Origin of the sequence: Micromonospora maris AB-18-032, assembly GCF_000204155.1 — a bacterium.
Lineage (GTDB): Bacteria > Actinomycetota > Actinomycetes > Mycobacteriales > Micromonosporaceae > Micromonospora > Micromonospora gifhornensis.
This window is the reverse complement of record NC_015434.1, coordinates 4,647,026-4,673,054: the sequence shown is the minus strand read 5'-3', so window position 1 is coordinate 4,673,054 and position 26,029 is coordinate 4,647,026. Positions and strand designations below refer to the sequence as shown.

25 protein-coding genes and 3 pseudogenes are annotated in these 26,029 nt (G+C 68.0%); 13 read left to right on the top strand and 15 right to left on the bottom strand.

The window, feature by feature from the left end:
- Nucleotides 1-39: 39 nt before the first annotated feature.
- Complete coding sequence (locus VAB18032_RS20560; protein WP_013734835.1) at nt 40-495, bottom strand: carboxymuconolactone decarboxylase family protein; 456 nt, start codon at nt 493-495, stop codon at nt 40-42.
- Nucleotides 496-639: 144 nt separating this feature from the next.
- Between VAB18032_RS20560 and VAB18032_RS20555 the strand changes: the two genes are divergently transcribed.
- The 7 genes and pseudogenes from VAB18032_RS20555 to VAB18032_RS20525 all read left to right on the top strand — a co-directional run bounded on the left by VAB18032_RS20555 (nt 640) and on the right by VAB18032_RS20525 (nt 7,027).
- Nucleotides 640-1,512, top strand: a complete 873-nt coding sequence (locus VAB18032_RS20555) for a sigma-70 family RNA polymerase sigma factor (protein ID WP_013734834.1) — start codon at nt 640-642, stop codon at nt 1,510-1,512.
- A gap of 130 nt (nt 1,513-1,642) precedes the next feature.
- A complete protein-coding gene (locus tag VAB18032_RS20550; protein WP_013734833.1) occupies nt 1,643-2,023 on the top strand; it encodes a hypothetical protein in 381 nt (126 codons plus the stop codon).
- 27 nt (nt 2,024-2,050) lie between these two features.
- A complete protein-coding gene (locus tag VAB18032_RS20545; protein WP_013734832.1) occupies nt 2,051-2,440 on the top strand; it encodes a hypothetical protein in 390 nt (129 codons plus the stop codon).
- Between the two features lie 67 nt (nt 2,441-2,507).
- Nucleotides 2,508-4,185 (top strand): annotated as a pseudogene (locus VAB18032_RS20540) (bifunctional 3'-5' exonuclease/DNA polymerase).
- 85 nt (nt 4,186-4,270) lie between these two features.
- The gene (locus tag VAB18032_RS20535) at nt 4,271-5,377 is read left to right on the top strand and encodes a hypothetical protein (RefSeq protein ID WP_013734830.1); all 1,107 of its coding nucleotides are present in this window, start codon (nt 4,271-4,273) and stop codon (nt 5,375-5,377) included.
- Nucleotides 5,378-5,492: 115 nt separating this feature from the next.
- Complete coding sequence (locus VAB18032_RS20530; RefSeq protein WP_013734829.1) at nt 5,493-5,990, top strand: SigE family RNA polymerase sigma factor; 498 nt, start codon at nt 5,493-5,495, stop codon at nt 5,988-5,990.
- Complete coding sequence (locus VAB18032_RS20525; RefSeq protein ID WP_013734828.1) at nt 5,987-7,027, top strand: hypothetical protein; 1,041 nt, start codon at nt 5,987-5,989, stop codon at nt 7,025-7,027. The genes VAB18032_RS20530 and VAB18032_RS20525 overlap by 4 nt, the downstream gene beginning before the upstream one ends.
- A gap of 14 nt (nt 7,028-7,041) precedes the next feature.
- On the opposite strand, the gene VAB18032_RS20520 is transcribed toward VAB18032_RS20525, so the two are convergent.
- Nucleotides 7,042-7,761 (bottom strand): alpha/beta fold hydrolase, encoded by a 720-nt coding sequence (locus tag VAB18032_RS20520; RefSeq protein ID WP_013734827.1) that lies wholly within the window; start codon nt 7,759-7,761, stop codon nt 7,042-7,044.
- Nucleotides 7,762-8,050: 289 nt separating this feature from the next.
- Between VAB18032_RS20520 and VAB18032_RS20515 the strand changes: the two genes are divergently transcribed.
- Nucleotides 8,051-8,644, top strand: coding sequence for a nucleotidyltransferase family protein (locus tag VAB18032_RS20515; RefSeq protein WP_013734826.1), 594 nt, complete (start codon nt 8,051-8,053; stop codon nt 8,642-8,644).
- Nucleotides 8,645-8,787: 143 nt separating this feature from the next.
- On the opposite strand, the gene VAB18032_RS20510 is transcribed toward VAB18032_RS20515, so the two are convergent.
- From VAB18032_RS20510 to VAB18032_RS32140, 5 genes are all read right to left on the bottom strand, one after another.
- Complete coding sequence (locus tag VAB18032_RS20510) at nt 8,788-10,185, bottom strand: GH1 family beta-glucosidase (RefSeq protein ID WP_013734825.1); 1,398 nt, start codon at nt 10,183-10,185, stop codon at nt 8,788-8,790.
- The gene (gene yicI, locus VAB18032_RS20505; protein ID WP_013734824.1) at nt 10,182-12,413 is read right to left on the bottom strand and encodes an alpha-xylosidase; all 2,232 of its coding nucleotides are present in this window, start codon (nt 12,411-12,413) and stop codon (nt 10,182-10,184) included. The genes VAB18032_RS20510 and yicI overlap by 4 nt, the downstream gene beginning before the upstream one ends.
- A gap of 41 nt (nt 12,414-12,454) precedes the next feature.
- Nucleotides 12,455-13,564, bottom strand: coding sequence for a LacI family DNA-binding transcriptional regulator (locus VAB18032_RS20500; RefSeq protein WP_013734823.1), 1,110 nt, complete (start codon nt 13,562-13,564; stop codon nt 12,455-12,457).
- Nucleotides 13,565-13,738: 174 nt separating this feature from the next.
- Nucleotides 13,739-14,548 (bottom strand): metal-dependent hydrolase, encoded by an 810-nt coding sequence (locus tag VAB18032_RS20495; protein ID WP_013734822.1) that lies wholly within the window; start codon nt 14,546-14,548, stop codon nt 13,739-13,741.
- 260 nt (nt 14,549-14,808) lie between these two features.
- Complete coding sequence (locus tag VAB18032_RS32140) at nt 14,809-14,964, bottom strand: hypothetical protein (RefSeq protein WP_157626873.1); 156 nt, start codon at nt 14,962-14,964, stop codon at nt 14,809-14,811.
- A gap of 62 nt (nt 14,965-15,026) precedes the next feature.
- On the opposite strand from VAB18032_RS32140, the gene VAB18032_RS20490 reads away from it, so the two are divergent.
- The 4 genes from VAB18032_RS20490 to VAB18032_RS20475 all read left to right on the top strand — a co-directional run bounded on the left by VAB18032_RS20490 (nt 15,027) and on the right by VAB18032_RS20475 (nt 16,878).
- On the top strand, nt 15,027-15,260 hold the full coding sequence (locus VAB18032_RS20490; RefSeq protein ID WP_043721400.1) for a type II toxin-antitoxin system Phd/YefM family antitoxin: 234 nt from the start codon (nt 15,027-15,029) through the stop codon (nt 15,258-15,260).
- Between the two features lie 45 nt (nt 15,261-15,305).
- Entirely contained in the window at nt 15,306-15,836 is a 531-nt protein-coding gene (locus VAB18032_RS20485; RefSeq protein ID WP_043725174.1) for a DUF6244 family protein, read from the top strand.
- Nucleotides 15,837-16,027: 191 nt separating this feature from the next.
- Nucleotides 16,028-16,426: a CdiA C-terminal domain-containing protein gene (locus VAB18032_RS20480; RefSeq protein WP_043725171.1), complete on the top strand. Its 399-nt coding sequence runs from the start codon at nt 16,028-16,030 to the stop codon at nt 16,424-16,426.
- On the top strand, nt 16,426-16,878 hold the full coding sequence (locus VAB18032_RS20475; protein WP_013734818.1) for a SitI3 family protein: 453 nt from the start codon (nt 16,426-16,428) through the stop codon (nt 16,876-16,878). The genes VAB18032_RS20480 and VAB18032_RS20475 overlap by 1 nt, the downstream gene beginning before the upstream one ends.
- Nucleotides 16,879-16,911: 33 nt before the next feature.
- On the opposite strand, the gene VAB18032_RS20470 is transcribed toward VAB18032_RS20475, so the two are convergent.
- The 7 genes and pseudogenes from VAB18032_RS20470 to VAB18032_RS32960 all read right to left on the bottom strand — a co-directional run.
- Nucleotides 16,912-17,361 (bottom strand): SitI3 family protein, encoded by a 450-nt coding sequence (locus VAB18032_RS20470; protein WP_013734817.1) that lies wholly within the window; start codon nt 17,359-17,361, stop codon nt 16,912-16,914.
- A 32-nt stretch (nt 17,362-17,393) separates the two neighbouring features.
- Nucleotides 17,394-17,619 (bottom strand): annotated as a pseudogene (locus tag VAB18032_RS32965) (CdiA C-terminal domain-containing protein); the annotation flags it as partial.
- Nucleotides 17,620-17,890: 271 nt separating this feature from the next.
- A complete protein-coding gene (locus VAB18032_RS20465) occupies nt 17,891-21,064 on the bottom strand; it encodes a type I restriction endonuclease subunit R (RefSeq protein WP_013734815.1) in 3,174 nt (1,057 codons plus the stop codon).
- Nucleotides 21,064-22,326: a restriction endonuclease subunit S gene (locus VAB18032_RS30210; protein ID WP_148272325.1), complete on the bottom strand. Its 1,263-nt coding sequence runs from the start codon at nt 22,324-22,326 to the stop codon at nt 21,064-21,066. The genes VAB18032_RS20465 and VAB18032_RS30210 overlap by 1 nt, the downstream gene beginning before the upstream one ends.
- A 20-nt stretch (nt 22,327-22,346) precedes the next feature.
- Nucleotides 22,347-24,092 carry a type I restriction-modification system subunit M gene (locus VAB18032_RS20455; protein WP_013734813.1) on the bottom strand — a complete coding sequence of 582 codons (1,746 nt, stop codon included), beginning with the start codon at nt 24,090-24,092 and terminating at the stop codon, nt 22,347-22,349.
- A 349-nt stretch (nt 24,093-24,441) separates the two neighbouring features.
- A complete protein-coding gene (locus VAB18032_RS20450; RefSeq protein WP_013734812.1) occupies nt 24,442-24,639 on the bottom strand; it encodes a DUF397 domain-containing protein in 198 nt (65 codons plus the stop codon).
- Between the two features lie 137 nt (nt 24,640-24,776).
- Nucleotides 24,777-24,857, bottom strand: a pseudogene (locus VAB18032_RS32960) (hypothetical protein); the annotation flags it as partial.
- 110 nt (nt 24,858-24,967) lie between these two features.
- Between VAB18032_RS32960 and VAB18032_RS20445 the strand changes: the two are divergent.
- Complete coding sequence (locus tag VAB18032_RS20445) at nt 24,968-25,483, top strand: NUDIX hydrolase (RefSeq protein ID WP_013734811.1); 516 nt, start codon at nt 24,968-24,970, stop codon at nt 25,481-25,483.
- Between the two features lie 4 nt (nt 25,484-25,487).
- Here the strand turns inward: VAB18032_RS20445 and VAB18032_RS20440 are convergent, their stop codons facing one another.
- Entirely contained in the window at nt 25,488-25,922 is a 435-nt protein-coding gene (locus VAB18032_RS20440) for a class I SAM-dependent methyltransferase (protein ID WP_013734810.1), read from the bottom strand.
- Nucleotides 25,923-26,029: the final 107 nt, after the last annotated feature.

Here is a 26,029-nt window from a genome sequence, read left to right as displayed (position 1 = left end):
CGCCATTCCGCCGAAACGGTTCCGCACTGGCGGCCGGTGTCAGTCCCAGCTTGTCCCGGCGGGGACCCGGAGGGTGGTGTTGATGCGGTTGAAAAGGTTGGTGATGCCGACCATCAGCACCAGTGCCCCGAGCTGCCGCTCGTCGTAGTGCTTCGCGGCGTCGGCCCAGATGTCGTCGGTGACCGCGCCAGGTCGGTCGGCGAGCCGGGTTGCGGCCTCGGCGAGCGCCAACGCGGCCCGCTCGGCGTCGTCGAAGAGCGGATTGTCGTACCAGGCGGCGAGGGTGAGCAGCTTCTCGTGGCGGACACCGGCTTTGGCCGCGCTTGTGGCACCGGCGTCGACACAGGCGCTGCAGCCGTTGATCTGACTCACTCGCAGGTGCACCAACTCCAGCGTGTGACGCGGCACACCGCCGGCGTACACCTGCTTGAACAGTTGCTGAATCCCGGCGGTGAGGTCGGGTTGGCTCGCCGCGTTCTGGATACGTGCTGTCATGTCTCCTCCAGGAACAGGTGGTCGGATCGTCGATGGACGGCACTACGACGTCTGGCCGGGGTGGGAGGTAACACCGGCTCCGGCGTTACCTCACCGGCGTGCGCCACGTCATGGTGGTGACGCCGCCGTCCGCCGAGGAGAACCGTGACCGAGGAAGAACAGCTCGCCGCGCAGTTCGACAGCCACCGCTGCTACCTGCACGCGCTTGCGTACCGGATGGTCGGCTCGGCTGCGGACGCGGACGATGCCGTTCAGGAGGCGTGGTTGCGGCTGGCCCGCACCGGTGGAGATGAGATCGAGCACCTGCGTGGCTGGCTCACCACGGTGATCACCCGGATCTGTCTGGACGCATTACGCAAGCGCAGGGTCCGAGGCGAGCAGCCGCTCGAGTTCGAGCTCGGCTCGCTGCCGTGGGAGGCGGTGACGGGCCCACGCATGGACCCGGAGGAAGAAGCCGTGCTGGCCGAGTCCGTCGGCCTTGCGCTGTACGTCGTGATGGACGCCCTCACTCCGGCGGAGCGGGTGTCGTTCGTGCTCCACGACGTCTTCGAGATCCCGTTCGAGTCGATCGCGGCCATCCTCGGCCGCAGCACCGCCGCCACCAAGATGCTCGCCAGCCGGGCCCGAGGACGGCTGCGGCTCGGTGTGCCGCCGGCAGGTTCTCAGAGCGCAGCCCGGGACATCGTCGAGGCGTTCTTCGCGGCGGCGGGCAGGGGTGACGTCGCCGCACTGCTGGCCGTCCTCGCCCCCGACGTCGAGATGCGGGCACGCGGCCCCGAACTGAACGTCGTCGTGCGTGGCGCGTCTGTGGTGGCGGGCCGAGCGACGATGTTCGCGCGCCCGGACGCCCGGGTGCATCCGGCGATCGTGGACGGCGTTCCAGGTGTCCTGGTCACCGTCGAACGGCGGCCTGTCACGGTCATGGCCTTCACGGTCACCGGCGGTGTCATCACGGCGATCCGCACCCTGACCGCCCCGAGCTGGCTGGCTCAGATCGTCCCGTCGTGGGTCACCTGACGCGAACGCGGTCAGGTCGTGGCGCTCTTCGCTGTCGGTAAGCGGATCACACCAGGTTCTTGACTCGTCAATATCTTAACGAGTAAGTTCGATGGGCATCGATACTTGTCTCACGGAAAGCAGGTGAAGGATGCTCAAACGCTTCGCTGCCGCCGCGGCCGTCGCAGGCGTGCTGGTCGCCGCCCCGCCCGCCTCGGCGGCAACCGCCGAGTCGGGGTGGGGGAGATATCTGCCCGGAAACTGCCTGCCGGGCACGTTCTGCGGCTGGCCCAACTGGGACCACCCGCCGGAGGGGCCCACCGCGACGCCCTCCCTGGTGACCACCACCGACTGGTCCGGCAGCGTCACGGTGTTCAACTTCTACAACTACACCTCCCGCAACGTCGACATCGACTGGTACCTGCCGGGGACGTCCTACGCCGGCACCGTCTGCGCCACCCCTGGCGACGCGGACCTGTACGTGCCGATGACCGTGACGAGGGTGGTCTTCCACACGCGCAACTGCCGGTGAATCCCCACTACGACAAGTAGGTGAATCGTGCTGAAGACCATGCTCAAGTCCCTCGCTGTCGCCGCGGCTGTCGCAGGCGTGCTGGCCACCGCCCCGCCCGCCTCGGCGGCCCCCGCCCAGGCCTCAGACGGAATGTGGCCGTCCGGGAACTGCCCGCAGGGCGTGTTCTGCCTCTGGCCCGAATGGAACGAATGGATGACGCCGGCCCTGACGACCAACACCGACTGGTCCGGCGAGATCCCGGGATACCTGTTCTACAACAACACCTCCCGCAACGTCGACATCACCTTCCGCTGGCAGCATGACTCGCCGTGGGGCCCCTTCACCATCTGTCTCACCCCCGGCAACGGGCAGGACACGTACTGGCCCGGGATCGTGACGAACGTGAAGGTCCACACGCAGCCCTGCGTGTGGTGATCCCTTAGCACCTCCCGGACGGACCGAGACGCGCAAGCGTGTCGGTGGGTACGGGCAGGATGGGGGTGTGCTGGTCGCGGTGGTGGCGGGGGAGGGCGGTGCGGGCGTGCTGTGCCCGCTGCGCGCCGACGGGCAGTGCGCCCGCCCGCCCGAACCCGTCACCGACCTCGCCGCCGCCGTCGCCGCACGGGAGGCCGCCGACCGGCCCCGCTGGGTCTGGGCCTGCGGCGCGACCCTCTACCCCCACCCTGCTGCGCGCCGGGGTCCGGGTCGAGCGCTGCCACGACGTCGAGCTGACCGAGTCGCTGCTGCTCGGCCACGCCGGCCGCTGGGGCGAGCCGCGTTCCCTGGCGGCGGCCTGGGCCCGGCTGACCGGCGCACCGGTGCCACCCGATCCGCCGCCGCGTGCCCCCGCCCCACCCGGGGCCGGGCAGGCCGCACTCTTCGACGCCGTGCCCGGGCCGCCGGGCCCCGGCATCACCGCGTTGACCCGCGTGTACGCCGACCAGCTCGACCGCATCGCGGCCACCGGGCATCCCGGCCGGTTCCGCCTGCTGGTGGCCGCCGAGTCGGCCGGCGCGCTGATCGCCGCCGAGATGGGGGCGGCCGGGCTGCCCTGGCGGGCCGATGTGCACGACGCGATACTGGCCGAACTGCTCGGGGAGCCCTCCCCGGTGGGTGGCCCGCCGCGCCGGCTGGCGGACCTCGCCGCGCAGATCGCCGAGGCGTTCGGCGTACGACAGGTGCACGCCGATTCCCCGGCCGAGCTGCTGCGGGCGTTCGCCCGTGCCGGCATCGACCTGCCCAACACCCGGTCCTGGGTGCTGCGCGGGGTCGACCACCCGGCGGTGCCACTGGTCCTGGAATACAAGGAGCTGTACCGGATCTGGACGGCGCACGGCCGGGCCTGGCGGGACGCCTGGGTCCGTGACGGCCGCTTCCAGCCGGAGTACGTGCCCGGCGGGGTGGTGTCGGGCCGGTGGGCCACCCGCGGCGGTGGCGCGTTGCAGATCCCGAAGGTGATCCGCCGGGCGGCGATGGCCGACCCGGGCTGGCGGTTCGTGGTGGCCGACGCGGGCCAACTGGAGCCCCGGGTGCTCGCTGCGGTCTCCGGTGACGCCCGGCTGGCCGCCGCCGGCGCGACCGGTGACCTCTACCAGGCGCTGGCCCGGGACGCGTTCGGCGGCGACCGGGGTCGGGCCAAGCTGGCCCTGCTCGGCGCGATGTACGGGCAGACCGGCGGGGAGGCGGTGCCGGCGCTGGCGGGGGTGCGGGGCAACTATCCGACGGCGTTCGGTTACGTCGAGGCGGCGGCGCGTACCGGTGAGGCGGGTGGGTTGGTGCGTTCGTGGCTGGGGCGTACCTGCCCGCCGGGTTCGGCGGGGTTCGCCACCGACGAGGGGGTGGCCGATCCGGACGCGGCCGGCGACCCGCAGTCGCCCCGGGCCCGGGCGGCGCGGTCGCGGGGTCGGTTCACCCGCAACTTCGTCATCCAGGCCACCGCCGCCGAGTGGGCCTCGACGCTGCTGGCGGTGCTCCGCGGCGAACTGGCCGGCACCGAGGCCGAGCTGGTCTTCTTCCAGCACGACGAGGTCATCGTGCACTGCCCGGCCGAGCAGGCCGAGCGGGTCGCCGAGGCGGTGCAGCGGGCCGGTCGACGGGCCACCGTGCTGCTGTTCGGTGACACCCCGGTGCGGTTCCCGCTCGACCTGTCGATCGTCGAGTGCTACGGCGACGCGGCCTGAGCAAACCGACGCACCCACGCTTTGCGTGTTGTTCATGTCCGGCTGCCAACCTGACCACCGCGATCGACATGGTGAAGGAGGCGGCATGGCCAGACGCGTGTACCTGCACATCGGTGCGCCGAAGACCGGCAGCACCTATGTGCAGAACGTGCTCTGGAGCAACCGCGACCGGTTGGCGCAGACGGGCATCCTGTTGCCGGGCAGCGCGGTGGCGCAGGACCAGGCGATGGCCGACCTGCGGGCCGCACCGTGGCGGGACCCCGAGGTGTACTGGACCTGGGATCGGCTGGCCGAGAAGGCCCGGCAGTGGCCCGGCGACGTGATCATCAGCAACGAGGGGCTGGGCGCGGCCACCGGCGAGCAGGCGGCCCGGGCGGTGACGAGTCTCGGCGCGGGCGAGATCCACGTCATCGTGGTGGGACGTGACCTGTGGCGTACCTTCCCGTCGTTCTGGCAGCAGAGCGTGCGGGCCCGCAGCGGATGGCGTTTCGAGGAGTTCCTGCGGGCGGTCGAAGAGGGCCGGTGCGAGGTCTTCTGGGAGAACCACACCGCGGTACGGATGCTGCGCCGCTGGGGTGACCTGGTGCCCGCACAACGACGACATCTGGTGACCGTGCCGGCACCGGGTGCCCCGCCCGAGGTGCTGTGGCACCGCTTCGCCGGCATCGTCGGCATCGACGACGGACGGTGCGAGCTGACCGTACCGGCCGCGAACCCGTCACTGGGCGCCGCCGAGATCGAACTGCTGCGCCGGGTCAACCGGAAGCTGGGCGACCGCTACCCGCTACGCACCCCCTACCGACGGGTGGTGCACCGCCACCTCGTCGACGCGGTGCTCAAACAGCGGGCCGGCCAGCAGCGCTTCGGCATCGGCCTGGACCGGGCCGACTGGGTGCTGGACCTGGCCGAGGCGCAGATCAAGGAACTGCGCGACTACCCCTGCCAGATCGTCGGCGACCTGGACGACCTGCGGCCGGCGAAGCTGACGCCCGCCGGCACCCCGGATGCCGTCGACGACGATCACCTGCTCGACGTCGCCATCGAGACCATCGTCGACCTGCTCGGCCACGCCCACACCCTCGACGAGCGGGCGGAGCAGCAGCCCGACGACGTCCTCACCCGGCTCAAGAACCGGGCGGCCGGCGGCGTGAAGCGCCGGCTGCGGCGCGTCATCCGCCGCGACGGGCGGTAGCTCGCGGGCTGTGCGGGGGTCCGGGTGGCGAACCGGATCACCGTGCCAGGCAACCTTTCCTCGGATGCGGCCGGTACTACCGGTGAGGCGTCTTGCGGGGGAAGGGCGGGCACGGGTGAACACACCGGAGGGTTTCGACGACTTCGTCGCGACCCGGTCATCGCGGTTGCTGCGTACCGCCTTCCTGCTCACTCGGGACTGGACGCTGGCCGAGGACCTGTTGCAGACCGCGCTGGCGCGGGCCTGGGAGGCGTGGCGGCGCATCGACGGCGACCCGGAGCCGTACGTGCGGCGGATCCTCGTCAACACGTACGCCTCCTGGTGGCGGCGGCGGTGGCGCGGAGAGCTGCCCACGGCCGAGCTTCCCGAGGTGAGGGTGGCGGCGGATCCGCAGACCGGCTTCGACGACCGCGACCAGCTCTGGCGGGCTCTGGGGCGGCTGCCGCGCCGGCAGCGGGCCGTGTTGGTGCTGCGCTATTTCGAGGAGTTGTCCGAGCACGAGATCGCTGAGGCGCTCGGCTGCTCGGTCGGCACGGTCAAGAGCCAGGCCAGCCGGGCGCTGGCCAAGCTGCGACTGGACGAAACGCTGGCTCCGGAAGGGATGCCGCGATGAACCTGACCGATCTCAAGCGGGTGCTCGACGAACGCTCCCGGGAAACGGCCGAGCAGGCCGTGCACCGGTCCCGGCTGCATGGCGTACGCGCCAAGGTGCGCGCGCGTCGTCGGCGGCGGATCGCGGCCTGGGCCACCGCCGGGGTCGCCGTGGCGGCGGCCGTGACCTTCGTCCTCCCCGGACTGCGTCCGGACCTGACACCCACTCCTGCGGTCAGTCCCTCGCCGACCCCGACCATCGAGGGATTCCCGGAGTACGCGAACGGTGCCCGCGTGGTGGCCGCCCGCAGTGCCCCGCTGTCGGCGCGTCAGGTCGAGGTGACCGTGGTGCCGACCACGCTCGACCTGGTCATCTTCACCCGCTGCGACGGCGTCGACGAGAACATCGCGGTGGAGCGGACGGTGCGGGTCGGAAGCCGGGTCGTCGCCGACGGAACGTGCCACGACGGCAGCCTGCATCCGGCCGACTGGGCGGGCCTGGGCGTCACGGTCGGCCAACCGGCCACCGTCGTGCTGACCATCACCGGTGCCTATCAATCCGGCGACGCGGGCGAAATGGGGGTGCCGGTCCCCGAGCGCGGGGAGGTCGGGCTCGCCATCGGCGCGCGGATGCCGTTCGACGACTATCCGCTGCCGCCCCGGCCGGGCGTGCTCACCCCGCTGAACCAGGCGTCGTGGCCGGCCGGGTGCAGCGAGACGGTGTGCCAGAACGTCATCGTCATCCGGTCGGACCCGGACGACCCGACCCGCCCGGTACGCACGGAATTGGACTGGCCGACGGTCACGTCGATCGACATGGTTTCCCAGACACCCGGTCTGCTGCGCGTACAGGTCGCCGGTGTGCAGGTCGCCGTGGGCGAGTGGTGGGACTACCAGTTGACCGGCGCCCAGATGTACGGCGACGCGGACGGCCAGTGGAAGCGTGACTTCGACCTCGACCTGCGCCGCGGTGACCGGGTACGGATCGAGGTCGTACCCGCGCAGGTCACCGGTGCCTGGCAGGTCGTCCTGACTCCGGCAGTGAGCACCGGCGGATAGGCCCGACCCGCTCCCTATTTGCTGCTGTGCTGTTTCGTGCCCTGCGCCGCTTTCAGGATCAGATCCGCTATCGCCTCGGGGTGGGTGACCATCGCCAGGTGCGACGACTCGACTTCGATGGTGGTGGCGTGCATCCGTTGCGCCAGGAACCGTTCGAGTTCGGGTGCGGTGGTGCGGTCGAGGGTGGAGATCGAGTAGTAGCAGGGTTTGTCCCGCCAGGCGGCGGTGGTCGTACGGGCTTTGAACAGGTCACCGGCGATCGGCCCCTGCACCGCGTAGAGGGCCCGGGCGCGGGCCTCGTCCACCCCACCGGCGAAGTCGGCGAGGAATGCCTCTTCGCTGAGCTGGGCGAAGCCGTCATGGTGGACGAGTCCCGCGTTGGCCGGTGGGGTCGGATACTTGGCGGCGAGCGCGGCGTAGTCCTCGCCGACGTCCGGTGCCCGGGCGGCCACGTAGACCAGCGCGCTGACGTTCGGGTGGTCACCGGCCTCGGTGATGACGGTGCCGGCCCAGGAGTGACCGGCCAGCACGGTCGGACCGTCCTGGCGGTCGAGCGCGCGTCGGGTGGCGGCCACGTCGTCGGCCAACGAGGTAAGCGGGTTCTGCACCGCGGTGGCGTTCAGCCCGGCCCGCTGCAGGATGGGGATCACGTCGGACCAGGACGATCCGTCGGCGTACGCGCCGTGCACCAGTACGACGTTGCGGGCCGGTTCGGGCGGCGACACGTCACTCACGTCAACCTCCAGGTATCGGGTGGGCGGCGGGCGGTAACCCTTGTCCCGCACTGTCTCCCAGCCCCGTCGACCCGCGGAGCGAATCGCCAAGATTACGAACAGCCGGCACGACGTTGCGCTAGGAGCACTCCGCCGGAGGAGCAATTGGCGAAGGATACCCAATTTATGCGATTTGCCCCGCCACCCTCCTTTGGCACCAGTCGTTGCAATCGGTGTGCGCAGGAAGGGGACGGCCGGGGCCAGGCCGCCCCACGTGGGAGGGAGCCCGGCTCTGAACCGGATCGCAGGAATGATCATCGCCGCGGGGGGTGGTCGCCGCATCGGCGGCCCGGAAGCCCTGCTGCACCAGGACGGCAAACCCCTGGTCGACCAGATGATCGACACGCTGACCGAGGCGGGATGCGGGCCCATCGTGGTCGTTCTCGGTGCCGCGGCCGACCAGGTGCGCGAGACCGCTGACCTGGACCGCGCCACGGTGGTGGTCAACCGCGCGTGGGGCACCGGGGTCGGTTCCTCGATCCGCGCCGGCCTGGCCGGGCTCGACGACGACCGGATCGAGGCAGTGGTGGTGGTCCCGGTCGACATGCCCGGACTGACCGCCGCCGCGGTGCGCCGGGTGACCGCGCTGCCCTTCCCCGACGTGCTGGTCTGCGCCACCTACAACGGCCTGCGCGGCTACCCCATGCTGTTCGGTCGCCGCCACTGGGCCGGCATCGCCACCCTGGCCAGCGCCGACGTCGGTGCCCGCCCCTACCTGCTGGCCCACAAGGACCAGATCGTCGACATCGCCTGCGACTCCGTCGCCGACGGCAGCCGCGTCGACACCCCCGAACTCATGGCCCTCTACGGCCTCTCCGTCCCCGAACAACGCGTCCCCGCCTAACCCACCCTCCCCCCTCCCACCCCACCCTCCCCACCCCCCAGCCCCGTCGATCTTGCACTTTCGGTCGCCGAGATGGGCGAAATAACACCTTTGCGGGGACAGAAAGTGCAAGATCGACGGGCTCGGGGCCCGTGGGGAGGGGGTTAGGGGAGGGTGTTGGTGGTGGTGAGGGTGCGGTACCAGTGGGCGGAGTCTTTCCAGGTGCGTTGCTGGGTGTCGTAGTCGACGTGGATGATGCCGAAGCGGCGGTCGTAGCCGTACGCCCACTCGAAGTTGTCCAGTAGGGACCAGACGAAGTAGCCGCGCACGTCTGCGCCTGCCGTCATCGCGTCGTGGGTGGCGGCGATGTGGCGGCGTAGGTAGTCGACCCGGCGGTCGTCGTGGACGGCACCGTCGGGGGAGACCTCATCGGGGAAGGCGGCACCGTTCTCGGTGATCATCAGCGGCAGGTCGGGATACTCGCGGTGCAGCCGCAGCAGCAGCTCGGTCAACCCGACCGGCTCGATGTTCCAGCCCATCGCGGTGTGCGGGCCGGGCTGCGGCAGGAACTCCACCTGCTCCGAGCCGACCCACGCCGAGTGCGCCGAGCGGCCGTGCCCGTCGGAGTCCGACTTGGTCGACACCCCGTCCCAGGCGCGCACCAGGGTGGTCGAGTAGTAGTTGACGCCGAGCACGTCCAACGGCACCGCCGCGGTGCGCTCGTCGCCGTCACGGACGAACGACCAGTCGGTGACCCCGGCGGTGTCGGCCAGCAGGTCGGCCGGGTACGCCCCGTCCAGCATCGGGCCGAGGAACGCCCGGTTGGCAAGCGCGTCGATGCGGCGTACCGCGTCGGCGTCGGCGGCCGAATCCGAAGCCGGCCGGATCACGTGCAGATTCAACGTGACCGACAGCTGCGCGGCGGGCGCCAGCTCCCGGATCACCCGGCCGGCCAGCCCGTGCGCCAGGTTCAGATGGTGTACGGCGGCAAGCGCCGCAGCCGGCTCGGTGCGCCCCGGCGCGTGCACCCCGGAGGCGTACCCGAGGTACGCCGAGCACCACGGCTCGTTGAACGTGGTCCAGGTGTGCACCCGGTCGCCCAGCGCCCCGACGATCGCGGTGGCGTAGTCCGCGAAGCGTGCCGCGGTGTCCCGCGCCGGCCAACCCCCGGCGTCCTCCAACTCCTGCGGCAGGTCCCAGTGGTACAGCGTGGCCACCGGCCGGATGCCCAGCTCCAGCAGCCGATCCACCAGCCGGGAGTAGAAGTCCACCCCGGCCTGGTTGACCGGCCCGGAGCCACCGGGCTGCACCCGTGGCCAGGCGATCGAGAACCGGTACGCCCCGACGCCGAGCGCGGCCAACTGGTCGAGGTCGTCGGCCCACCGGTGGTAGTGGTCGGCCGCCACGTCGCCGGTGTCTCCGTTGAGGGTGCGTCCCGGAGTGTGGCTGTAGGTGTCCCAGATCGACGGTCCCCGGCCACCCTCCTTCGCTGCCCCCTCGATCTGGTACGCCGCCGTGGCCGTACCCCAGACGAAACCCGGGGGGAACACCACTTCGCTCACGTTGCCACCTCCGTTACCTCGCAGCCGTATCCGGACGAGGCCCCGGCCACCACCTCGGCGGTGGCCGTCCCGTCCTGGTAGCGCACCTCGAACTCGGTGCCCGGACCGCCGTCGGGCGACGGGATCCGGACCCGCGTGCGTTGCCCCTGCGCCGGGGCGTACATCCGCAGCTGGACGCCGTCGGCCCACGGGTAGTCGGGTCGGTCGGTGACCGAGCCGAACGGGATGACCGCGCCGGGCCGGGCCAGCACCGGCACGGTGTCGAAGCCGTGCTTCTCGTTCACCCAACCCGGACCGGTGACCTGCGCCCCGGTCATCAGGTTCGTCCAGGTGCCCGCCGGTACGTAGTAGGTGACCTGCCCGTCGGGGCTCATCACCGGCGCGACCAGCAGGTCCGGGCCGAGCATGTACTGCCGGTCCAGGTAGGCGGTGGTCGGGTCGTCCGGGAACTCCAGGATCATCGGCCGCATCACCGGTATCCCCTCGCGGTGCGCCTCGTCGGCCGCCGCCGCCAGGTACGGCATCAGGCTCAACTTGAGCCGGGTGAACCGCCGCAGCACCTCGACCGCCTCGTCGTCGTACGCCCACGGCACCCGGTACGAGCCGGAGCCGTGCAGCCGCGAGTGCGAGGAGAGCAGCCCGAAGGCGATCCACCGCTTGAACACCGCCGGATCGGGGGTGCCCTCGAAACCGCCGATGTCGTGGCTCCAGTAGCCGAAGCCGGAGGCGGCCAGGGACAGCCCACCGCGCAGCGACTCGGCCATCGCCACGAATGTGGACTCGCAGTCGCCACCCCAGTGCACCGGGAACTGCTGCCCACCGGCGGTCGCCGAACGGGCGAACACCACCGCCTCACCCGTCCCGCGTTCGGCCTCAAGCAGCTCGAAGACCGTCTTGTTGTACAGGTAGGAGTAGTAGTTGTGCATTCGCTGCGGGTCGGCACCGTCGTGCCAGATCACGTCGGTCGGGATGCGTTCCCCGAAGTCGGTCTTGAAGCAGTCGACGCCCATGTCGAGCAGCACCTTGAGCTTGTCGGCGTACCACCGGGCGGCGTCGGGGTTGGTGAAGTCGACGAGCGCCATCCCGGCCTGCCACTTGTCCCACTGCCAGATCGACCCGTCCGGGTTACGGACCAGGTAGCCGGCCTGCCGTCCCTCCTCGAACAGATACGACCGCTGGGCGATGTACGGGTTGATCCAGACGCACACCTTCAGGCCACGCTCGTGCAGCCGACGCAGCATCCCCTCCGGGTCGGGGAAGGTCGCCGGGTCCCAGATGAAGTCGACCCAGTGGAACTGCCGCATCCAGAAGCAGTCGAAGTGGAACACCGACAGCGGCAGGTCCCGCTCGGCCATCCCGTCGATGAACTCGGTGACGGTCTTCTCGTCGTACGACGTGGTGAACGAGGTGGACAGCCACAGCCCGTACGACCAGGCGGGCACCCGGGCAGGGCGACCGGTCAGCGCGGTGTAGCGGCGCAGCACCTCCTTGGGGCTGGGCCCGTCGATCACGTGGTAGGTCAACGACTGCCCCGGCACGCTGAACTGGGTCTGCGACACCACCTCGGAACCCACCTCGAACGACACGTGCTCCGGGTGGTCCACGAACACCCCGTAGCCGGCGCTGCTGAGATAGAACGGCACATTCTTGTACGCCTGCTCGCTGGCCGTACCCCCGTCGGCGTTCCAAATTTCCACCGTCTGACCGTTCTTGACGTACGCCCCGAAGCGCTCGCCCAGCCCGTAGACGGTCTCGCCGACGCCGAGCGCCAGCCGGTCGTGCACGTACTTCTGACCGTCGGCGTCGGTGACCACGCCGATGCTGCGCTCGGTGGAGGAGGTGACCAGCCGGTCGCCGCGCAGGAAGTCGACCTGCCACGGCCCGGTCAGCGCCACCCGGACGGTCAACTCACCGGTGGTCAACCGCGCACTGAGCCCGGTCACCTCGACCTGCACCGGATGATCCGTGTCCTCGGCGAGAACGAAGCGGGGCTGCTTGGGCAGCCCACCGCTGTGGTGCCCGACGGTCACCCCGACCACCCCGGGCGCGGGGGAGAAGAAGCGTACGGTGACCACCGGGCGGTTGAGGGTGTCGCCCCGACCGGTGATCCGGCCGATGGGCGCGAAGACGGTGAACGAGCGTTCGTCGGGCTCCACCGATTCCACCGCGCCGGGTCGCAGCACCGTGACGCCGGGACGCAGTTGCCAGTACCCGTCGGTGAACTTCACTTGTCGGCTCCTGCCTGATGTGTGTCGAGCCCGTTCCTTCGTCAGGGCCGCCGTGCGGTGGCAGCGCTGCGGCGAGCTGCCCTGCTGCCCGGGCCTGGCCGCTGGCGGCCACCGGCGCCCGGGTACGCCGTGCCTGCCGTACGCGGTGGGCCGCTGGATCCGCGGACCTGGAGCGCGCAGGGCAGCAGTTGCTGGTGAATCTCGCGGTGACCGCCGTCGACGTGCCGCAACAGCGTCTCGATGGCGATGCGGCCCAGCGCCGTACCGGGCGAGTTCATCGCGGTCAGCGCCGGGGTGGCCAGCTCGGCGACCTGCGGCGAGGTCACCATCGAGATCACCGACACGTCGTCCGGCACCCGCAGTCCCCGACGGTGCAGCTCGCCGAGCAGCCCGAAGACGGCGCTCTCGTTCATCGCGAGGATCGCCGTCAGGTCGGGTGCCTGCCGCAGCGCGGTGGCCAGGGCGGTACGCCCGCCGGCGGCACTGTCCTCGGCGGGGATCATCAGCGGCTCCAGGCCGTGCGCGGCCATCGCGGCGGCGAACGCGTCGCGGGTACGCAACGCCGGGCCGTAGCCCTCGGCGATGGTGCCGGCGGAGTGGTTGACGTAGACGATTCGCCGATGGCCGAGATCCACCAGGTGACCGACCGCCTCCGCCACCGTCCGATCGAAGTCGATGTCCACGTACGACAATCCGGTGGTGTCGGCGGTGCGGCCGATCAGCACCAGCGGCACGTCCAGCTCACGCAGCACGTCCACCCGTGGATCGCGCAGTTGCACCTCCATCAGCAGCGCACCGTCGAACATGCGCTGGCTGGCCAGCCGCCGCAGCTCGTCGCGGTCGCCGACACCGATGGGCGCGAGCACCAGGTGGTAGCCGGCCGCGCTGGCACCGGCCGCCGCGCCGGTGACAAAGGCGGTCTCGGTGGCCCCCAGGCCCCGCTCGTCCATCGGCAGCAGCAGACCCACGATCCGACTGCGCCGACTGGCCAGCCCCCGCGCCATGGCGTTGGGCTGGTAATCCAACTCCGCCATGGCCGCCAGCACCTTGTCCCGGGTGGCCTGGGAGATCGGGCGGGCACCGGTCAGCACGTACGACACCGTGCTGACCGACACCTGGGCCAGGCGCGCCACGTCCTGCATGGTCGCCATCGCGGCACCTCCCCGTGGTGAGCCGGCCGCCGTGCGTACGCCGTCGAAGCGGTTAGTCGAAGCGGTTCGACGAACGTATGTGACGGATCGCGTCCCCGTCAATAGGCAACCACGAATGAAAGGCTGCGCTCGGCGAGGGCCTTGACCAGCGCGCGGGTGGGCGTCCGGGCCTGCTCAGCCGTCGATGTTGAACTTGTCCAGCAGGGAGGGCGCGAACAGCCCGACGGAGGCCAGAATCGAGATGACGGTCAGCGCGGGGCGGACGATGGCCATCTCGGTCCGCCCGCCGGCCCGCAGAGCGATCTTGTCGGGCAGGCTGATCGGCGTCCACATTCGGCGTTTGATCGGAATCGGCCAGAGGATCGGCACCCCGGCTCTGGTGATCATGTCGCCGATGATGTGCACGAAGGAGCCCACTCCGACCGCCAGCCCGATCAGCGGGTACCCCCGATCACCTGGCAGGTTGGCGGCGGTGACCACGGCCGCACCGGCCGAGATCAGGGTGACGATGAGCCAGCCCGCCCGCTCGGCCCACTTGTCGAACAGCCCGCGCAGCGCCAGACCGATCATGAAGAACAGGATGCCGATGACCGCCCACTTGCCGAACCTCGCGCACAGCGTGGTGGTGCCCCAGCCGACAAGCACGGTGAACGGAATGGTGTGGGTCAGCGTCCGGTGACCGTTGTTGCGCTTCGGGTCGCGGCTGAGCTTGGTGGCGTAGTAGACGCCCAGCGAGACCTTCTCCACCACCTCGGCGATGAACAGCGAGAAGACACCGAAGGTACGGGCCACCGTCGCGCCGCCCTTGTTGCGGGTCACCTTGCCGGACAGGTCGAGGTCGGGCAGCAACGCCCCACCCGCGCAGACAGCGGTGCCCACGGCGAGAGCCAACGGAGACTGCTCGTAGTCGTAGAACTGCTGTAGCGCCCAGGACCCGCTCAGCCATACCGCCGCGCCAGACAGCGCGTGCGACGGTCCCATCATCTCGGTTGCCCTCCCCAGGGATCTTGAGCGCCAAAACTACGTCACTGTAGTTCGCCGCACCGCCGCAGGGGCATCACTGTAATGTCCACAAAGGACGGGGCTAAGGCGCCTTCCAGAGATCGGGCCGATCACCAGGGAGTATGGCAGTCGGAGCCGGCTCGCCAGGGCACTGTGTCGGCCATGGGACGCGGCCTGCCGCCCAGGCGCCACCCGAGGAGACCACACGGTTCATCCGGCTGCTCCGGGTGCACGCCGGCTGGTCAGGCAGAGGCAATCGCCTCGTCGAAACCCTCGGCACGCCACAACGTCAGCCGCTCCTCGTACATCCGACTCGCCGAGTCGCCACCCGAGCGAAAGACGCAGCGTACGCAGAACCAGCCAACCCCGCCCTGCGTCTCTTCGTCTGGTCCTGTCACCCACACATCCTCGCGCTCCGGACAGCAGGGCCCGCAGCGAGCCCTTGTCATACGGTGGGCATATGCATGAGGTTGGCCTGCGGGAGATGCAGCAGAACGCCAGCGACCTGGTTCGTCGGGCGCAGGCGGGTGAACGCGTGACGATCACCGTCGCCGGGCGGCCGGCAGCCCTGCTCGGCCCGGTCAGTTCTCGAACCTGGCGCGAGTGGGACGACCTTGCCGGCGTGTTCGACCAACCCACAGACACAGGGTGGGCAGGTGATCGGGACCTGCTCGAAGTCTTTGCGGCCGGGTAGGTTGCTGGGTCCGGAGTCTGTTCTCTCGGTCGCGGGGTGATTGACGTGTCGAGCATTGAGGAGATCGACGGCGAGTTGCGGGCTGTGATTGCGGGTCTGGATCGGGCGCGGAGCCTCACCGCAGCGGCTGATCATCAGGTCCAGCAGGTCGCTGCCCGAGCTGTCGGGGCCGGGTTTGCGGCGGTCGCGGCGGGGATGGCGGGGGTTCGCGCCGCGATTTCCGTTATCCAGGCGGGGTTGAGTGGGGCTGCCGGGACGGTGGGTGAGGCGACTCGCGCTGCCGCGAGTGTGCCTCGGGAGGCTGCCACTCCGCAGGAGACCATCGCCGCGCTGGCGCAGGTGCAGCAGGCCATCGCGGGTGCCCGCGAGGCGACCGCCGCGACGATCGGCCATGTCGATCAGGCCCGGCAACTCGTCGGTACGGTGCTGCGGGGTGGACAACCGGGTCCGCTTTTGCAGTCTCTTGACAGCGTCAAGCAGGTCTTGGTGCTTGTAGTGCAGCGTTGCGGCGCCGTGCAGCAGGCTGCTGAAGCGGCGGTCGGGCAGGCACGGGGATTGGGGTCGTCGGGAAACTGATCGGGGCTGGTCCTCCCTTACCGGCCAGCCCTGCGCCGACGATCCCCGGCGACGCGCCGCGTGTGGTGTCCGAGCAGCAACAGGACGATCTTCCGGCGTGGGGTAGGAAAGCCACCGGGATCGAGAATGGCACGCCGACTGGTCCGCGGACCCGAGTCGGAGCCAGGACGGACGACAGCACCCGTCGTGCTCTGGAGTTGGAGAACGACTGTGCCGACACCGTTGCCGGCAAGGGTTACCGGGTGCATCAGAATCCCACGGGGCAGCAGGTCGGCGACGCCCGTGACCGTACCGGTGACCGTGGTAACCCGGACAAGGACCCCGACTATCTCATCGAGGGGCACGTCTTCGACTGCTACTCGCCGCAGGCCCGGACGTCGGTGCGCAACGTGTGGAGTCAGGTCCGGGAGAAGGTCGACGATGAGCAGACGCAGCGGGTGGTGCTCAACTTGAAGGATTGGGAGGGTGACGTGGCGGCTTTGCGGCGGCAGTTCGACAAGTGGCCGATCGGCGGGTTGAAGGAACTGGCGGTGGTCACCCGCGACGGTACGATCCGTCAGATCGTCCGCGAGACTGAGAGGGCGTCCTGATGGCCGTGGAGTTCCGCCTGGTCCTGGCCGGCGACCCGCCCGTCGCAGAGGTAGCTGCCCTCACCGCTGCCGACCCCCGCGAAGTCCCACGGCCAGCGTCGAACCCGGCCCTTTTTTCCGCCCGTCTGTACGAGCAACGCGGCTACGCCATCACCGTCCGCGCCGGAACGGACGGCTATTGGGAGGCCGAAGCGGACGGCGAGACCCGCTGGGAATGGGCACCCACGTCGTACGTTTCCGTGACGTTCTCCATGCGGGCCGACGACATCGTCGAGAAGGGAATCCCCAACATGATGGCGGCGGTCACGAGGGTCCTCGCAGGCCGCGATGAGGACGCGGCGCTGGTGCAGGACGGCAACTACCTTCTCTTGACCCGAACCGACGGCGTTGTCCACACCTACCGCCCGGACTGGTGGGACCACTACCACCTCGACCGCTCCTTCACCGGCTGACCGGCACCGCGTGCCACTGGCGGGCTGGGGGAGTCAGATCGTGTTGATCGTGATGAGGTGGTTGTCCCACCAGGCTGGCCGGTGTTTGCGTAGGGTCCCGGCGACTCGGGTGAGCAGCAGCCAGTTGCCGTTCAGTACCAGCGCGGCGTCCTCGGGGCGGCCGGCGAGTACGCGGGCCACGGCCGCGACCATGTTCGGTGTTGCGGCGCGCAGAGAGTCGTCCTTGGGCATGTGGAAGACGATGTTGACGTAGGAGTCGGGTTCCCATTCCCACTGGGAACCGTCGTCGTCTTCGGCATCGAAGTAGCCGTTGCTGCCCGCATAGATGCTGAGGCTGTACCCGGACGTGTGCGTAAGGTCCGCGCCAAGCAGTCGGGGATCGCCCGGCTGGGTCGACTCCTCGACGCCCTCCGGGGCGACGAGTTCGGCCACCTGTTCCAACGGGATGTTGCCCGCCAGCGTCAGTCGGTATTCGATAGCCACGCGCTGCCTACCTTCTCAGTCTCGCCGACTTTGAGGTCGCCGCGCCAGTCCTGCAGGTTCAGCACCACACGTTGGGTCTGCTGGCTGGTCACCTTTCCCGACACCTCCGTCCAGACCCCACGCACGGCCTTGCCGGGAGTCGGGGAGTAGCAGCCGATGACGTGCGGCCTCCACCAGGTACTCCGGTTCCTTCTCCGGCTTTCCGACATCGTCGGTGTTCTGCCACGCCTCAGCGTTCTCCCGTCTCGTCGGGTGCTGTGGACCCTTAGCCCGCTGCCTATTAGTGGTAAGGCTGCGTTGTTCGCGCGGCCGGAGTTTGTTGCGATCCCCACCAGGCAGAGTGGCCGGGCGCAGCACGCATTGCCGACGGCTTACGCGCATACAACGACTCGTTACGACCCTCACCCGGCGCGGTGGCCGGGCGCAGCTACTCATGAGCAGTTATAGCGATCCGGCGATGCGACTTGTGGGCACAGCCAGTCCGCGTTGCCCACCTAATCTACATCTCCCAGTCCGGAACCTCCCCAGGCTAGGGCGCCGTCCTCGATCCCATTTCGGGACCGGGCTGCCACACGTCCGTCTGCTGATCGATCGCTGCTTCGTGGAAGGCGTCCGCGAGAGCCACGATGACGGCGTTGATGCCGGGGCCGTCGCTGAAGAAGTAGTCGGCCATGGTGTTGTGGGCTTCCTGGTTGTCGATGACTGCCTCGGTGACCGCTGCTTGGAAGTCCTGCGATTCCATGAACTGCTTCTTCGAGTTGACCTTGGCCTGGTTGACCAGGTCCGGGTAAGCGAGCAGGCGCTCTACCAGTCCTTGGACGAACTCCCGGATCTGAGAGGAGGAGAACGACTCGGCGCCGAAGAGGTCGTTCATCTTGTCGATGACGACCTGTAGTGCCACGTACTTCGGCTCCTTCCGGGTACCGGTGCCTGCGGCACCGATGCCCTTGAGTTGGCCGTCACCGGTCAGCGAGATGTCGACTGCGGCGGCCTTGGTGTGCTTGACGCCGACCAGGACCACGTCGGAGAGGTCGACCTCCGCAGACCAGGAGGAGTCTGCGATGACCTTCTCCAGGAGTCGCAGGAAGATCGACAGCATCTCCAGGTACGGGTCGCCGTAGTCGACGATCTGGCTCATGAAGTCGTAGAGCCGGACGTAGGTGGAGACGTCCTTGCGGAACAGGTCCAGGGTGTTGAGGGTGACCTTGTCTTCGGCCTCGATCGCTGCCGCGTAGCGGCGGGCGAAGTCGTTCTTGGCCGGGCTGATCGCGGCCGAGAGCGCGTTGTTGCCTTTGCGGATGACCCACAGTTCGGCGACCTCGCGTACCTGCTCTGGCGTGTAGATCCCGGCTTGGGCGAGCTTGTTGGAGAGGTGGACGACGATGTACGGGTCGGTCTCAGTCTCCAGCGTGGCGTTGGTGAAGTAGGGCTCGAACGCAGTTCGGATGTCCTCGGGCTTGTTCACGAAGTCGATGACGAACGTCTTGCGCTTCTGCTCACCGCCAGCAGTGCGGTGAGTGCGGTTGAGCCGGGACAGCGTCTGCACGGCGGTGACCCCGGAGAGCTTCTTGTCGACGTACAGGGCCGAGAGCAACGGCTGGTCGAACCCTGTCTGGTACTTGTTGGCGACCAGCATGATCTTGTATGTCGTGCCCTTGAAGGCGGCGGCGAGGTCCGCACCGGCGCCGGGGTTGAGCTTGGCTTCGGTGAACTCCTCGTCTTTGCTCGGCTGCGGCCCCCAGTCCGAAGCCCACTCCTCGTCCTCGTCCATCTTGACCGAGTTGGAGAAGGCGACCAGGGTGCGGTAGTTGTACGAGGCGTCCTCGGCGGCCCGCTTGGCGATGTAGGCGTCGATCGCCTTCTTGTACTTCACCGCCGCCTTGCGCGAGTCGGTCACGACCATCGCCTTCGCCTTGCCCTCCAGCAGGTGGGCGACGTTGATATGGAAGTGCTCGACGATGATCTGCACTTTCTGGCTGATGTTGGTCGGGTGCAGCTTCACCCACCGCATCAGCCCCTTACGCGCCGTGACCTCCTCCACCACCTTGCCATCGCCGCTCGCGGCCCGGCCGTCGATCTTCAGCGCGGTGTCGTAGGACTGATAGCCCCTGAGCACGTCGAGGATGTAGCCCTCCTCGATCGCCTGCCGCATCGAGTAGAGGTGGAACTCGACCCGCTTCCCGTCCGGGCCCTCGCGTCCGAACAGCTCCAGGGTCTTGTTCTTCGGCGTCGCGGTGAACGCGAACCAGGAGATGTTCTCCGACTCGGCCCGCTCGGTCATCTCCGCAGCCAGGATCGCCTCGACGTCGACCTCCCCGCCCTCCTCGATCTCCTTGATCTCCTCCGCGGTCAGCACAGCCTTGAGCTTGGAGGACATTTGGCCGGACTGCGACGAGTGCGCCTCGTCGGCGATCACCGCGAACCGTCGCCCCTTCAGCGACGTGTCGACCCGGATTTCGTCGAGCGCGAACCGGAAGGTCTGCACCGTGACCGCGATGATCAGCTCCCCGTTCTTCAACGCGGTCGCCAGCAGCCCGGATTTCGACTTCGCCCCCGCCTTGCGAACGTCCACCGGGCTGATCGTGGCCACAATCTTCCCCGACCCGTCGATCTGCCGGATCGCCTCTTGGAGCTGCCCGTCGAGGACGTTGCGGTCCACGACCACGATCACCGAGTCGAAGACCTTCTCGTCGTTCACGTGCAGCCGCGCCAGCCGGTGCGCGGTCCAGGCGATGGTGTTCGTCTTCCCCGACCCTGCCGAGTGCTCGATCAGGTAGCGATGTCCCACCCCCTCCTCGCGCACCGCGGCCACGATCTTCGTCACGGCCTCCCACTGGTGGAACCGAGGGAAAAGCATGCTCGTCCGCCGCACCGACGTGCCGGTCGCGACATCCCACTCCTCCTTGGTCTCCACGATCATCAGCCGACCGATGATGGTGAGCCAGGCGTCCTTCTCCCAAACCCGCTCCCACAGGTACGCCGTCGCCGACCGCCCGCCCTCAGCCGGCGGATTGCCCGCGCCACTGTCGTGACCCATGTTGAACGGCAGGAAGTGTGTCTTCTCGCTCTCCAACTTGGTGGTCATCGCGGCCAGATCGTTGGAGACCGCGAAATGCACCAGGGCCCGATGCCCGAACGACAGCAGCGGCTCCGGCCGCCCGTTGGTCAGCGGATGCCGGTTCTTGCGGTACTGGTTAATCGCCTCATCGAGGGACTGGGTGAAGTCGGTCTTCAGCTCGACGGTGGCCACCGGGAGCCCGTTGACGAAGAAGACCAAGTCGATGCTGCGCCGGTCGGCGGTGGAGAAATGCACCTGCCGCATCACCCGCACCCGCATCGCCGCATACTGCTCATTGGTGGTCGCGTTCAAACTGGTGTCGGGGCGAAACTGGGCCATCTTCAATCGGCCACCACCGATGTACTGCACCCCGTTACGCAGGATGTTCAGCGTCCCGCCACCATGCTCAAGAGGCTTGTCGAGCGCCGTGGTCAGCACATCAAGGAACTTCGCCTGCGACCCCGCCGCCTTCAAAGCCTTCGTGTACGCCGGCTTCTGGGTCTGCTCCAGCCAGGCGAACAGATCCTCGGGGAAGAGCGCCCGCTCCCGGTCGTATCCGGTGTCGTTCGTCGAGTACAGCCACCCGTGGGACTCCAGGTACGCGCAGATCTCGGACTCGAAGACGACCTCGTTGTGATCGGCCATCACGCCATCTCCCGTACGTCGATCTGCCCCGTCACCGCCGCCGTAATCAGCGCCGCCCGCCGCTCGCGGGCGAGCTCGATGAAACGCTCCGTCTCAACGATCAGCGTGTCGATCTTCGGGGTTTCCTCGTCCAGGTATTCGACGATTCGTCGCTGCTCGTCGAGAGGTGGGAGCGGGATGCGAAAAGCCTTGAGGTCACCCATGCCGATCGTGCGAATCGTCGACCCGTTCTGGAATGAATCGAAGAACGGTTGCATCGCATCCGCGAACAAGACCCAGAGGTACTCAGGATCAAGGAGCGGTCCACATACCCACGCGGCGAAGTGCTGCGACGTCGCCATCGGAACAGCCATGATCGCTGTCCTCCCCACAGTTGCATCGCGAGAGAGGACGACAGTCCGCGCAGGGAGCAGGCGCGCGGAACTGTTGGCGATGCCGGCGTCGCTGATGCGCTGCTCCGTGTCGTGGAGGTACTTGGTGCCACGCATCGCGCCAACGTCATGGAGGCTCACCCACGGGATGTAGCAGTCCGTCCACCAGTCCTCTCGTGATCTGCTCGGCGTGTGACCGCTTTCGAGTTGAGCGACCGAGGTAAGCGGAACAACTCGCCAACTCGCCGGGATTTTGCTTGCCCACGGCAAAGGGCTCTCAACCTCCGCCACCTGCCTTGTTCCATGTAGAGCCACATGCACACGGAGTGCGTTCCGTCGCTCGCGGAGCATCTCGATCAGGTGCTGCTGCTCCTCGATGAGCGTGTCGATGCGGGTGGTTTCGCGGTCGAGGTAGTCGGCGATGGCGCGCTGCTCGCCGAGCGTCGGAACGGCGAAGACCTCGTTAAAGAACGCGCCTTGATCGAGGTTCTGGATACCCGTGGTTTGCCGGACGCACTTCTGGGTCCGGCGAGTCAGGTAGCTCGCCGCCAGCGCGTATAGCCAGAATCGCGGGTGCTGACCGTCACGCATGCGGACACGCCCGATGAAGTTTGAGGACACGGCTGGGTATCCGCCGTCGAACATGACCGTGAAGCCGACCGGTTTCGCCTCAGTACCACCCGACTTCTCGAGGAGAATGTCTCCCGCTCGGAGCAGGCGCGTTGCACGATCCGCCTCCGACACCGAGCGTACGGTTTCCACCGACTTCAGTCCGAGTCGCTGGCGATCGAAGTCGGCGACACGTACGCACAGGATGTCGTCGTTATCACCTGCGGGTTCGGCGCCCCACACACCCGTTTGGACTGGCTCGACAAGGCTCTTCAGCCGCATCCTGGGCCAGGACCCATCCGTCACTGCTCGACCTCCCGCAGCAGATCAAGAATCTTCGCGACCTGCTTCTCCAAGTCAGCGTCGATCTCGGCGAGCGGTCGAGGCGGAACGTACTTGTAGAAATGCCGGGTGAAGGGGATCTCGTAGCCAGTTTTGACCTTTGTCCAGTCGATCCAGGCATCAGGCACATGCGGCTTCACCTCGACGTCGAAGTACGCCTGAATGACCTCGATCTTGCCAGCCGCACCGGCGGTCGAGCCGCCGTAGGTGAAAGGGACGTTCTCGGTGTCGCGCTTCTTCGTGTCCGGCTTGGGCTTGCCCTTGCGGTCGACGACGGGGTTGCCGGACTCGTCGAGGAGAGGGCGCTCGACGGTGATGGTCCAGTAGCCAAACTCGTCGTTGCGCAACACCTTGGAGTAGTCCGGGTCGCCGTCGGTGAAGTCGGCGTACAACTGGACGACCTTGGCGCGGTTCTCCTCACTGAGTTCACGGTTCTTAGCGCCGAGGTTCTTGCGCATCTTGGTCCAGAACGACGTGCCGTCGATGAGCTGGACCAGGCCCTTGCGGTCGGGGTGCTTGGTGTTGTCGAGGATCCAGATGTAGGTGGCGATGCCGGTGTTGAAGAACATGTTGGTCGGCAGCGCGACGATCGCATCGACCAGGTCGTGCTCCAGCAGCCACTTGCGGATGTTGGAAGGACCGGACTCGGCAGCACCGTTGAAGAGCGGCGAGCCGTTCATCACGATCCCGGCCCGGCCGCCGCCGTCCTCTGGGGCGCGCATCTTGTGAACCAGGTGGAGCAGGAAGAGCATCTGCCCGTCCGAGGTCGCCGGAAGGCCGGGGGCGAATCGGCCGTAAGGGCCGGCTTCGTCGCGCTCTTTCGTCACCGCCTTGGCGTACTGCTTCCAGTCGACACCGTAGGGCGGGTTGGACATGCAGAAGTCGAACTTCCGGTCCTTGAACGCAGGGTCGGTGAGGGTGTTACCGAAGGCGATGTTGGTTGTGTCGTGTCCCTTGGCCAGCAGGTCGGACTTGCAGATTGCGTACGACTGCGGGTTGTACTCCTGGCCGTACAGGCGCAGTTTCGCGCCGGGGTTCTGTGCGAGGAGGTGTTCCTCGGCCAGGGCGAGCATGCCGCCGGTGCCCGCCGTGGGGTCGTACAGCGAGCGGACGATGTCTGCCTCGGTTAGCTCGGCGTCCCTCTCGGCGAAGAGGAGGTCGACCAGCAGCCGGATCGCATCCCGTGGGGTGTAGTGGTCACCGGAGGTCTCGTTCGCGGCCTCGTTGAACTTGCGGATGATGTACTCGAACGCATCGCCCATGTCGGCGTTGGAGACGACGTCCGGATGCAGGTTGACGGCCTTGAAGGATGTGATGACCTCGCGCAGTAGCTCCGCCTTCTCCAGGGCGAGGATTTCCTTCTTGAAGTCGAAGTACTGGAACACGTCGACATCGGGCGAGAACCGGTCGATGTAGTCGGCCAGGTTGTCCGCCAGCCCGTCGGCGTCAGCCAGCAGGTTGGCGAAGGAGTAGTTCGAGGTGTTGTAGAACGGCCGACCGGTCGCCTTCTTGACTTCGATCTTGAGCCGGTTGGGGTTGTCGTACTTCGCCGCCAGCGCGCGCACCAGCTCCCGGTCGGGCTCAAGGATGTAGTCGAGGCGTCGCAGGATTGTGAGCGGGAGGATCACGTTGCCGTACTGGTTGGGGCGGTAGGGGCCCCGAAGCTGGTCGGCGATCGACCAGATGAAACTACCGAGGGTGCTCACAAAGCTCCTTACAAGGCTCAATCGACCACAGGTGTTGGACGCCCAGCACGAGCCCACGCACGCCGTCCGAACAAGCGGCGCACAGTCTGCAGCAGCCGGTGCGTCACAAGAACATCATCAGCCATCAGACACCACGGGTCCCAACGGGGCGGCGGCACCACACCGATCACGGTGAGTAAGTCGTCGTAACCGATCGAATGTCGGCTCATGCCACAGATCGGTCACTACGACCGGTGTCCGCCAATGCTGAACCGACGAGGGTCCGTGCTGGAAACCAATTCGGAGATGAAGAGCTGGTGGTGGCCGCTGGGTCAGCGGCCACCACCAGCGCATGGATGGGGTTGCGGGTCTAGAGGGTGGGGGTGCGCAGGCTGGTGGTGAAGGTGGTCCAGGAGGTGGGGGAGAAGGTCAGTACGGGGCTGTTGGGGTCCTTGCTGTCGCGGACGCCCACGCCGCCACCGGGCAGCGCGTCGGCGACTTCGACGCAGGCTCCCTGGTTGCCGCTGCGGCTGCTCTTGCGCCACCGGACAGTCGTCGTGTCAGCCACGGGTGAATGCCTCCATTGTTGCGGATATCAACGTCCTCGACGATTCCTCGTCGAGTGCTCGTGAGGTCACGTCGTCCCACGCGAGTTTCCGCGACCTCGGTTGCCTTGTCGAGGTAGAGCGCGCCGGTGAGGCTGTCGACGTAGACCAGCGGGGGTTCGAGCGGCTCCGAGGTTCCCGGCATGGGCGGGAACTCCAGGATGGTGAACGCGGACGTCATCCCGCCGTGCACGCCGGCCTCGAACGGAAGGATCCGTAGCCGCACGCATCTGTAGATTCAAGTGTCGTGATGGTGCGTAGCACTTGTGGGAAGTCGTGGAGAGGTTCTTTATGACCGAGATCCCTCAGGACCTGCCGATTTTTGAGCGAGACGTGGTCCGCATCGTGCTCCGCGACGCAGCTGACCGCATCTTGCTTTTTCACACTCACGAGATCACCGCGCCGGAACTGGGCCAGTGGTGGGAGCTACCCGGTGGCGGAATCGACGAGGGCGAGACATACCTGGAGACCGCCCTCCGGGAACTCCGCGAAGAAACGGGCATCTCGATTTCGCCCGAGCAGGTCGGGGCACCAACCTGGCGGCGGACCGCGTCCTTCCGGCATCGGGATCGCCGGCACCTCCAGCACGAGGTCGTCGTCGCCGTACGCCTCGATCGCAAAGGCGAGGCTATCGACGGAGCTGGGCGCTTCGACTACGAGCGCGAGGACTACTTCGACTATCGCTGGTGGCCGATCGCCGACGTGGTGGCCAGTTCCGAACAGTTCTATCCGCGGAGCCTCCCGCAATTGTTGACCAGGTTCCTGGCCGGTTACGAAATTGACGAACCGTTCGAGCTGTGGTCGTGACCATTCACCGGCGGCGGAGATCCCAGACCACGACCGCCGGCAAGCCGACATAGGCAGCCAAGGTTGCCTCAGGTATCAACGACATCGCGGTCCGCTTGAGTGCCACGTGGTCTGCCTCGTAGCGCGGATCGTGCAACCGCTGCACCTCGAGGCCGGCCGCGTGGAACGCGGTCAGGAAGTCACTGTGCAGATGGGCGTGGTTGCGCGCGAACCCGCGTTCGCCCTGGTCCAGCTTGACGTGTGCCGCACCGCCGAGGATGGACATGAGCGGGTTGATGCCCGACACGATGACGCGGCCACCCGGCCGAGTGACCCGGGCCAGCTCGGTCAGTGGCTCCGTCAGCGAGGGACAATGATCCAGCGCCAAGCCGCAGACGACGAGGTCGGAAGTCTCCGAGTCGAACGGGAGAATCTCCAACTCGCCAGTGCTGAACTCCACCCCGGGCAAAACTACTCAGCCAGGCTTCATCCGGGTGTACTTCCGTAAATCGGTCAATAAGGCCGGTGTCCGCCAATGCTGAACCGACGAGGCTCCGTGCTGAAACG

What these genes read in the sequence shown, in the direction of transcription:
- VAB18032_RS20560 (WP_013734835.1), bottom strand. Translation starts at nt 495, where the DNA reads ATGACAGCACGTATCCAGAACGCGGCGAGCCAACCCGACCTCACCGCC.
- VAB18032_RS20550 (WP_013734833.1), top strand. Translation starts at nt 1,643, where the DNA reads ATGCTCAAACGCTTCGCTGCCGCCGCGGCCGTCGCAGGCGTGCTGGTC.
- VAB18032_RS20535 (WP_013734830.1), top strand. Translation starts at nt 4,271, where the DNA reads ATGGCCAGACGCGTGTACCTGCACATCGGTGCGCCGAAGACCGGCAGC.
- VAB18032_RS20525 (WP_013734828.1), top strand. Translation starts at nt 5,987, where the DNA reads ATGAACCTGACCGATCTCAAGCGGGTGCTCGACGAACGCTCCCGGGAA.
- VAB18032_RS20515 (WP_013734826.1), top strand. Translation starts at nt 8,051, where the DNA reads ATGATCATCGCCGCGGGGGGTGGTCGCCGCATCGGCGGCCCGGAAGCC.
- VAB18032_RS20500 (WP_013734823.1), bottom strand. Translation starts at nt 13,564, where the DNA reads ATGGCGACCATGCAGGACGTGGCGCGCCTGGCCCAGGTGTCGGTCAGC.
- VAB18032_RS20495 (WP_013734822.1), bottom strand. Translation starts at nt 14,548, where the DNA reads ATGATGGGACCGTCGCACGCGCTGTCTGGCGCGGCGGTATGGCTGAGC.
- VAB18032_RS20490 (WP_043721400.1), top strand. Translation starts at nt 15,027, where the DNA reads ATGCATGAGGTTGGCCTGCGGGAGATGCAGCAGAACGCCAGCGACCTG.
- VAB18032_RS20475 (WP_013734818.1), top strand. Translation starts at nt 16,426, where the DNA reads ATGGCCGTGGAGTTCCGCCTGGTCCTGGCCGGCGACCCGCCCGTCGCA.
- VAB18032_RS20465 (WP_013734815.1), bottom strand. Translation starts at nt 21,064, where the DNA reads ATGGCCGATCACAACGAGGTCGTCTTCGAGTCCGAGATCTGCGCGTAC.
- VAB18032_RS30210 (WP_148272325.1), bottom strand. Translation starts at nt 22,326, where the DNA reads ATGCGGCTGAAGAGCCTTGTCGAGCCAGTCCAAACGGGTGTGTGGGGC.
- VAB18032_RS20445 (WP_013734811.1), top strand. Translation starts at nt 24,968, where the DNA reads ATGACCGAGATCCCTCAGGACCTGCCGATTTTTGAGCGAGACGTGGTC.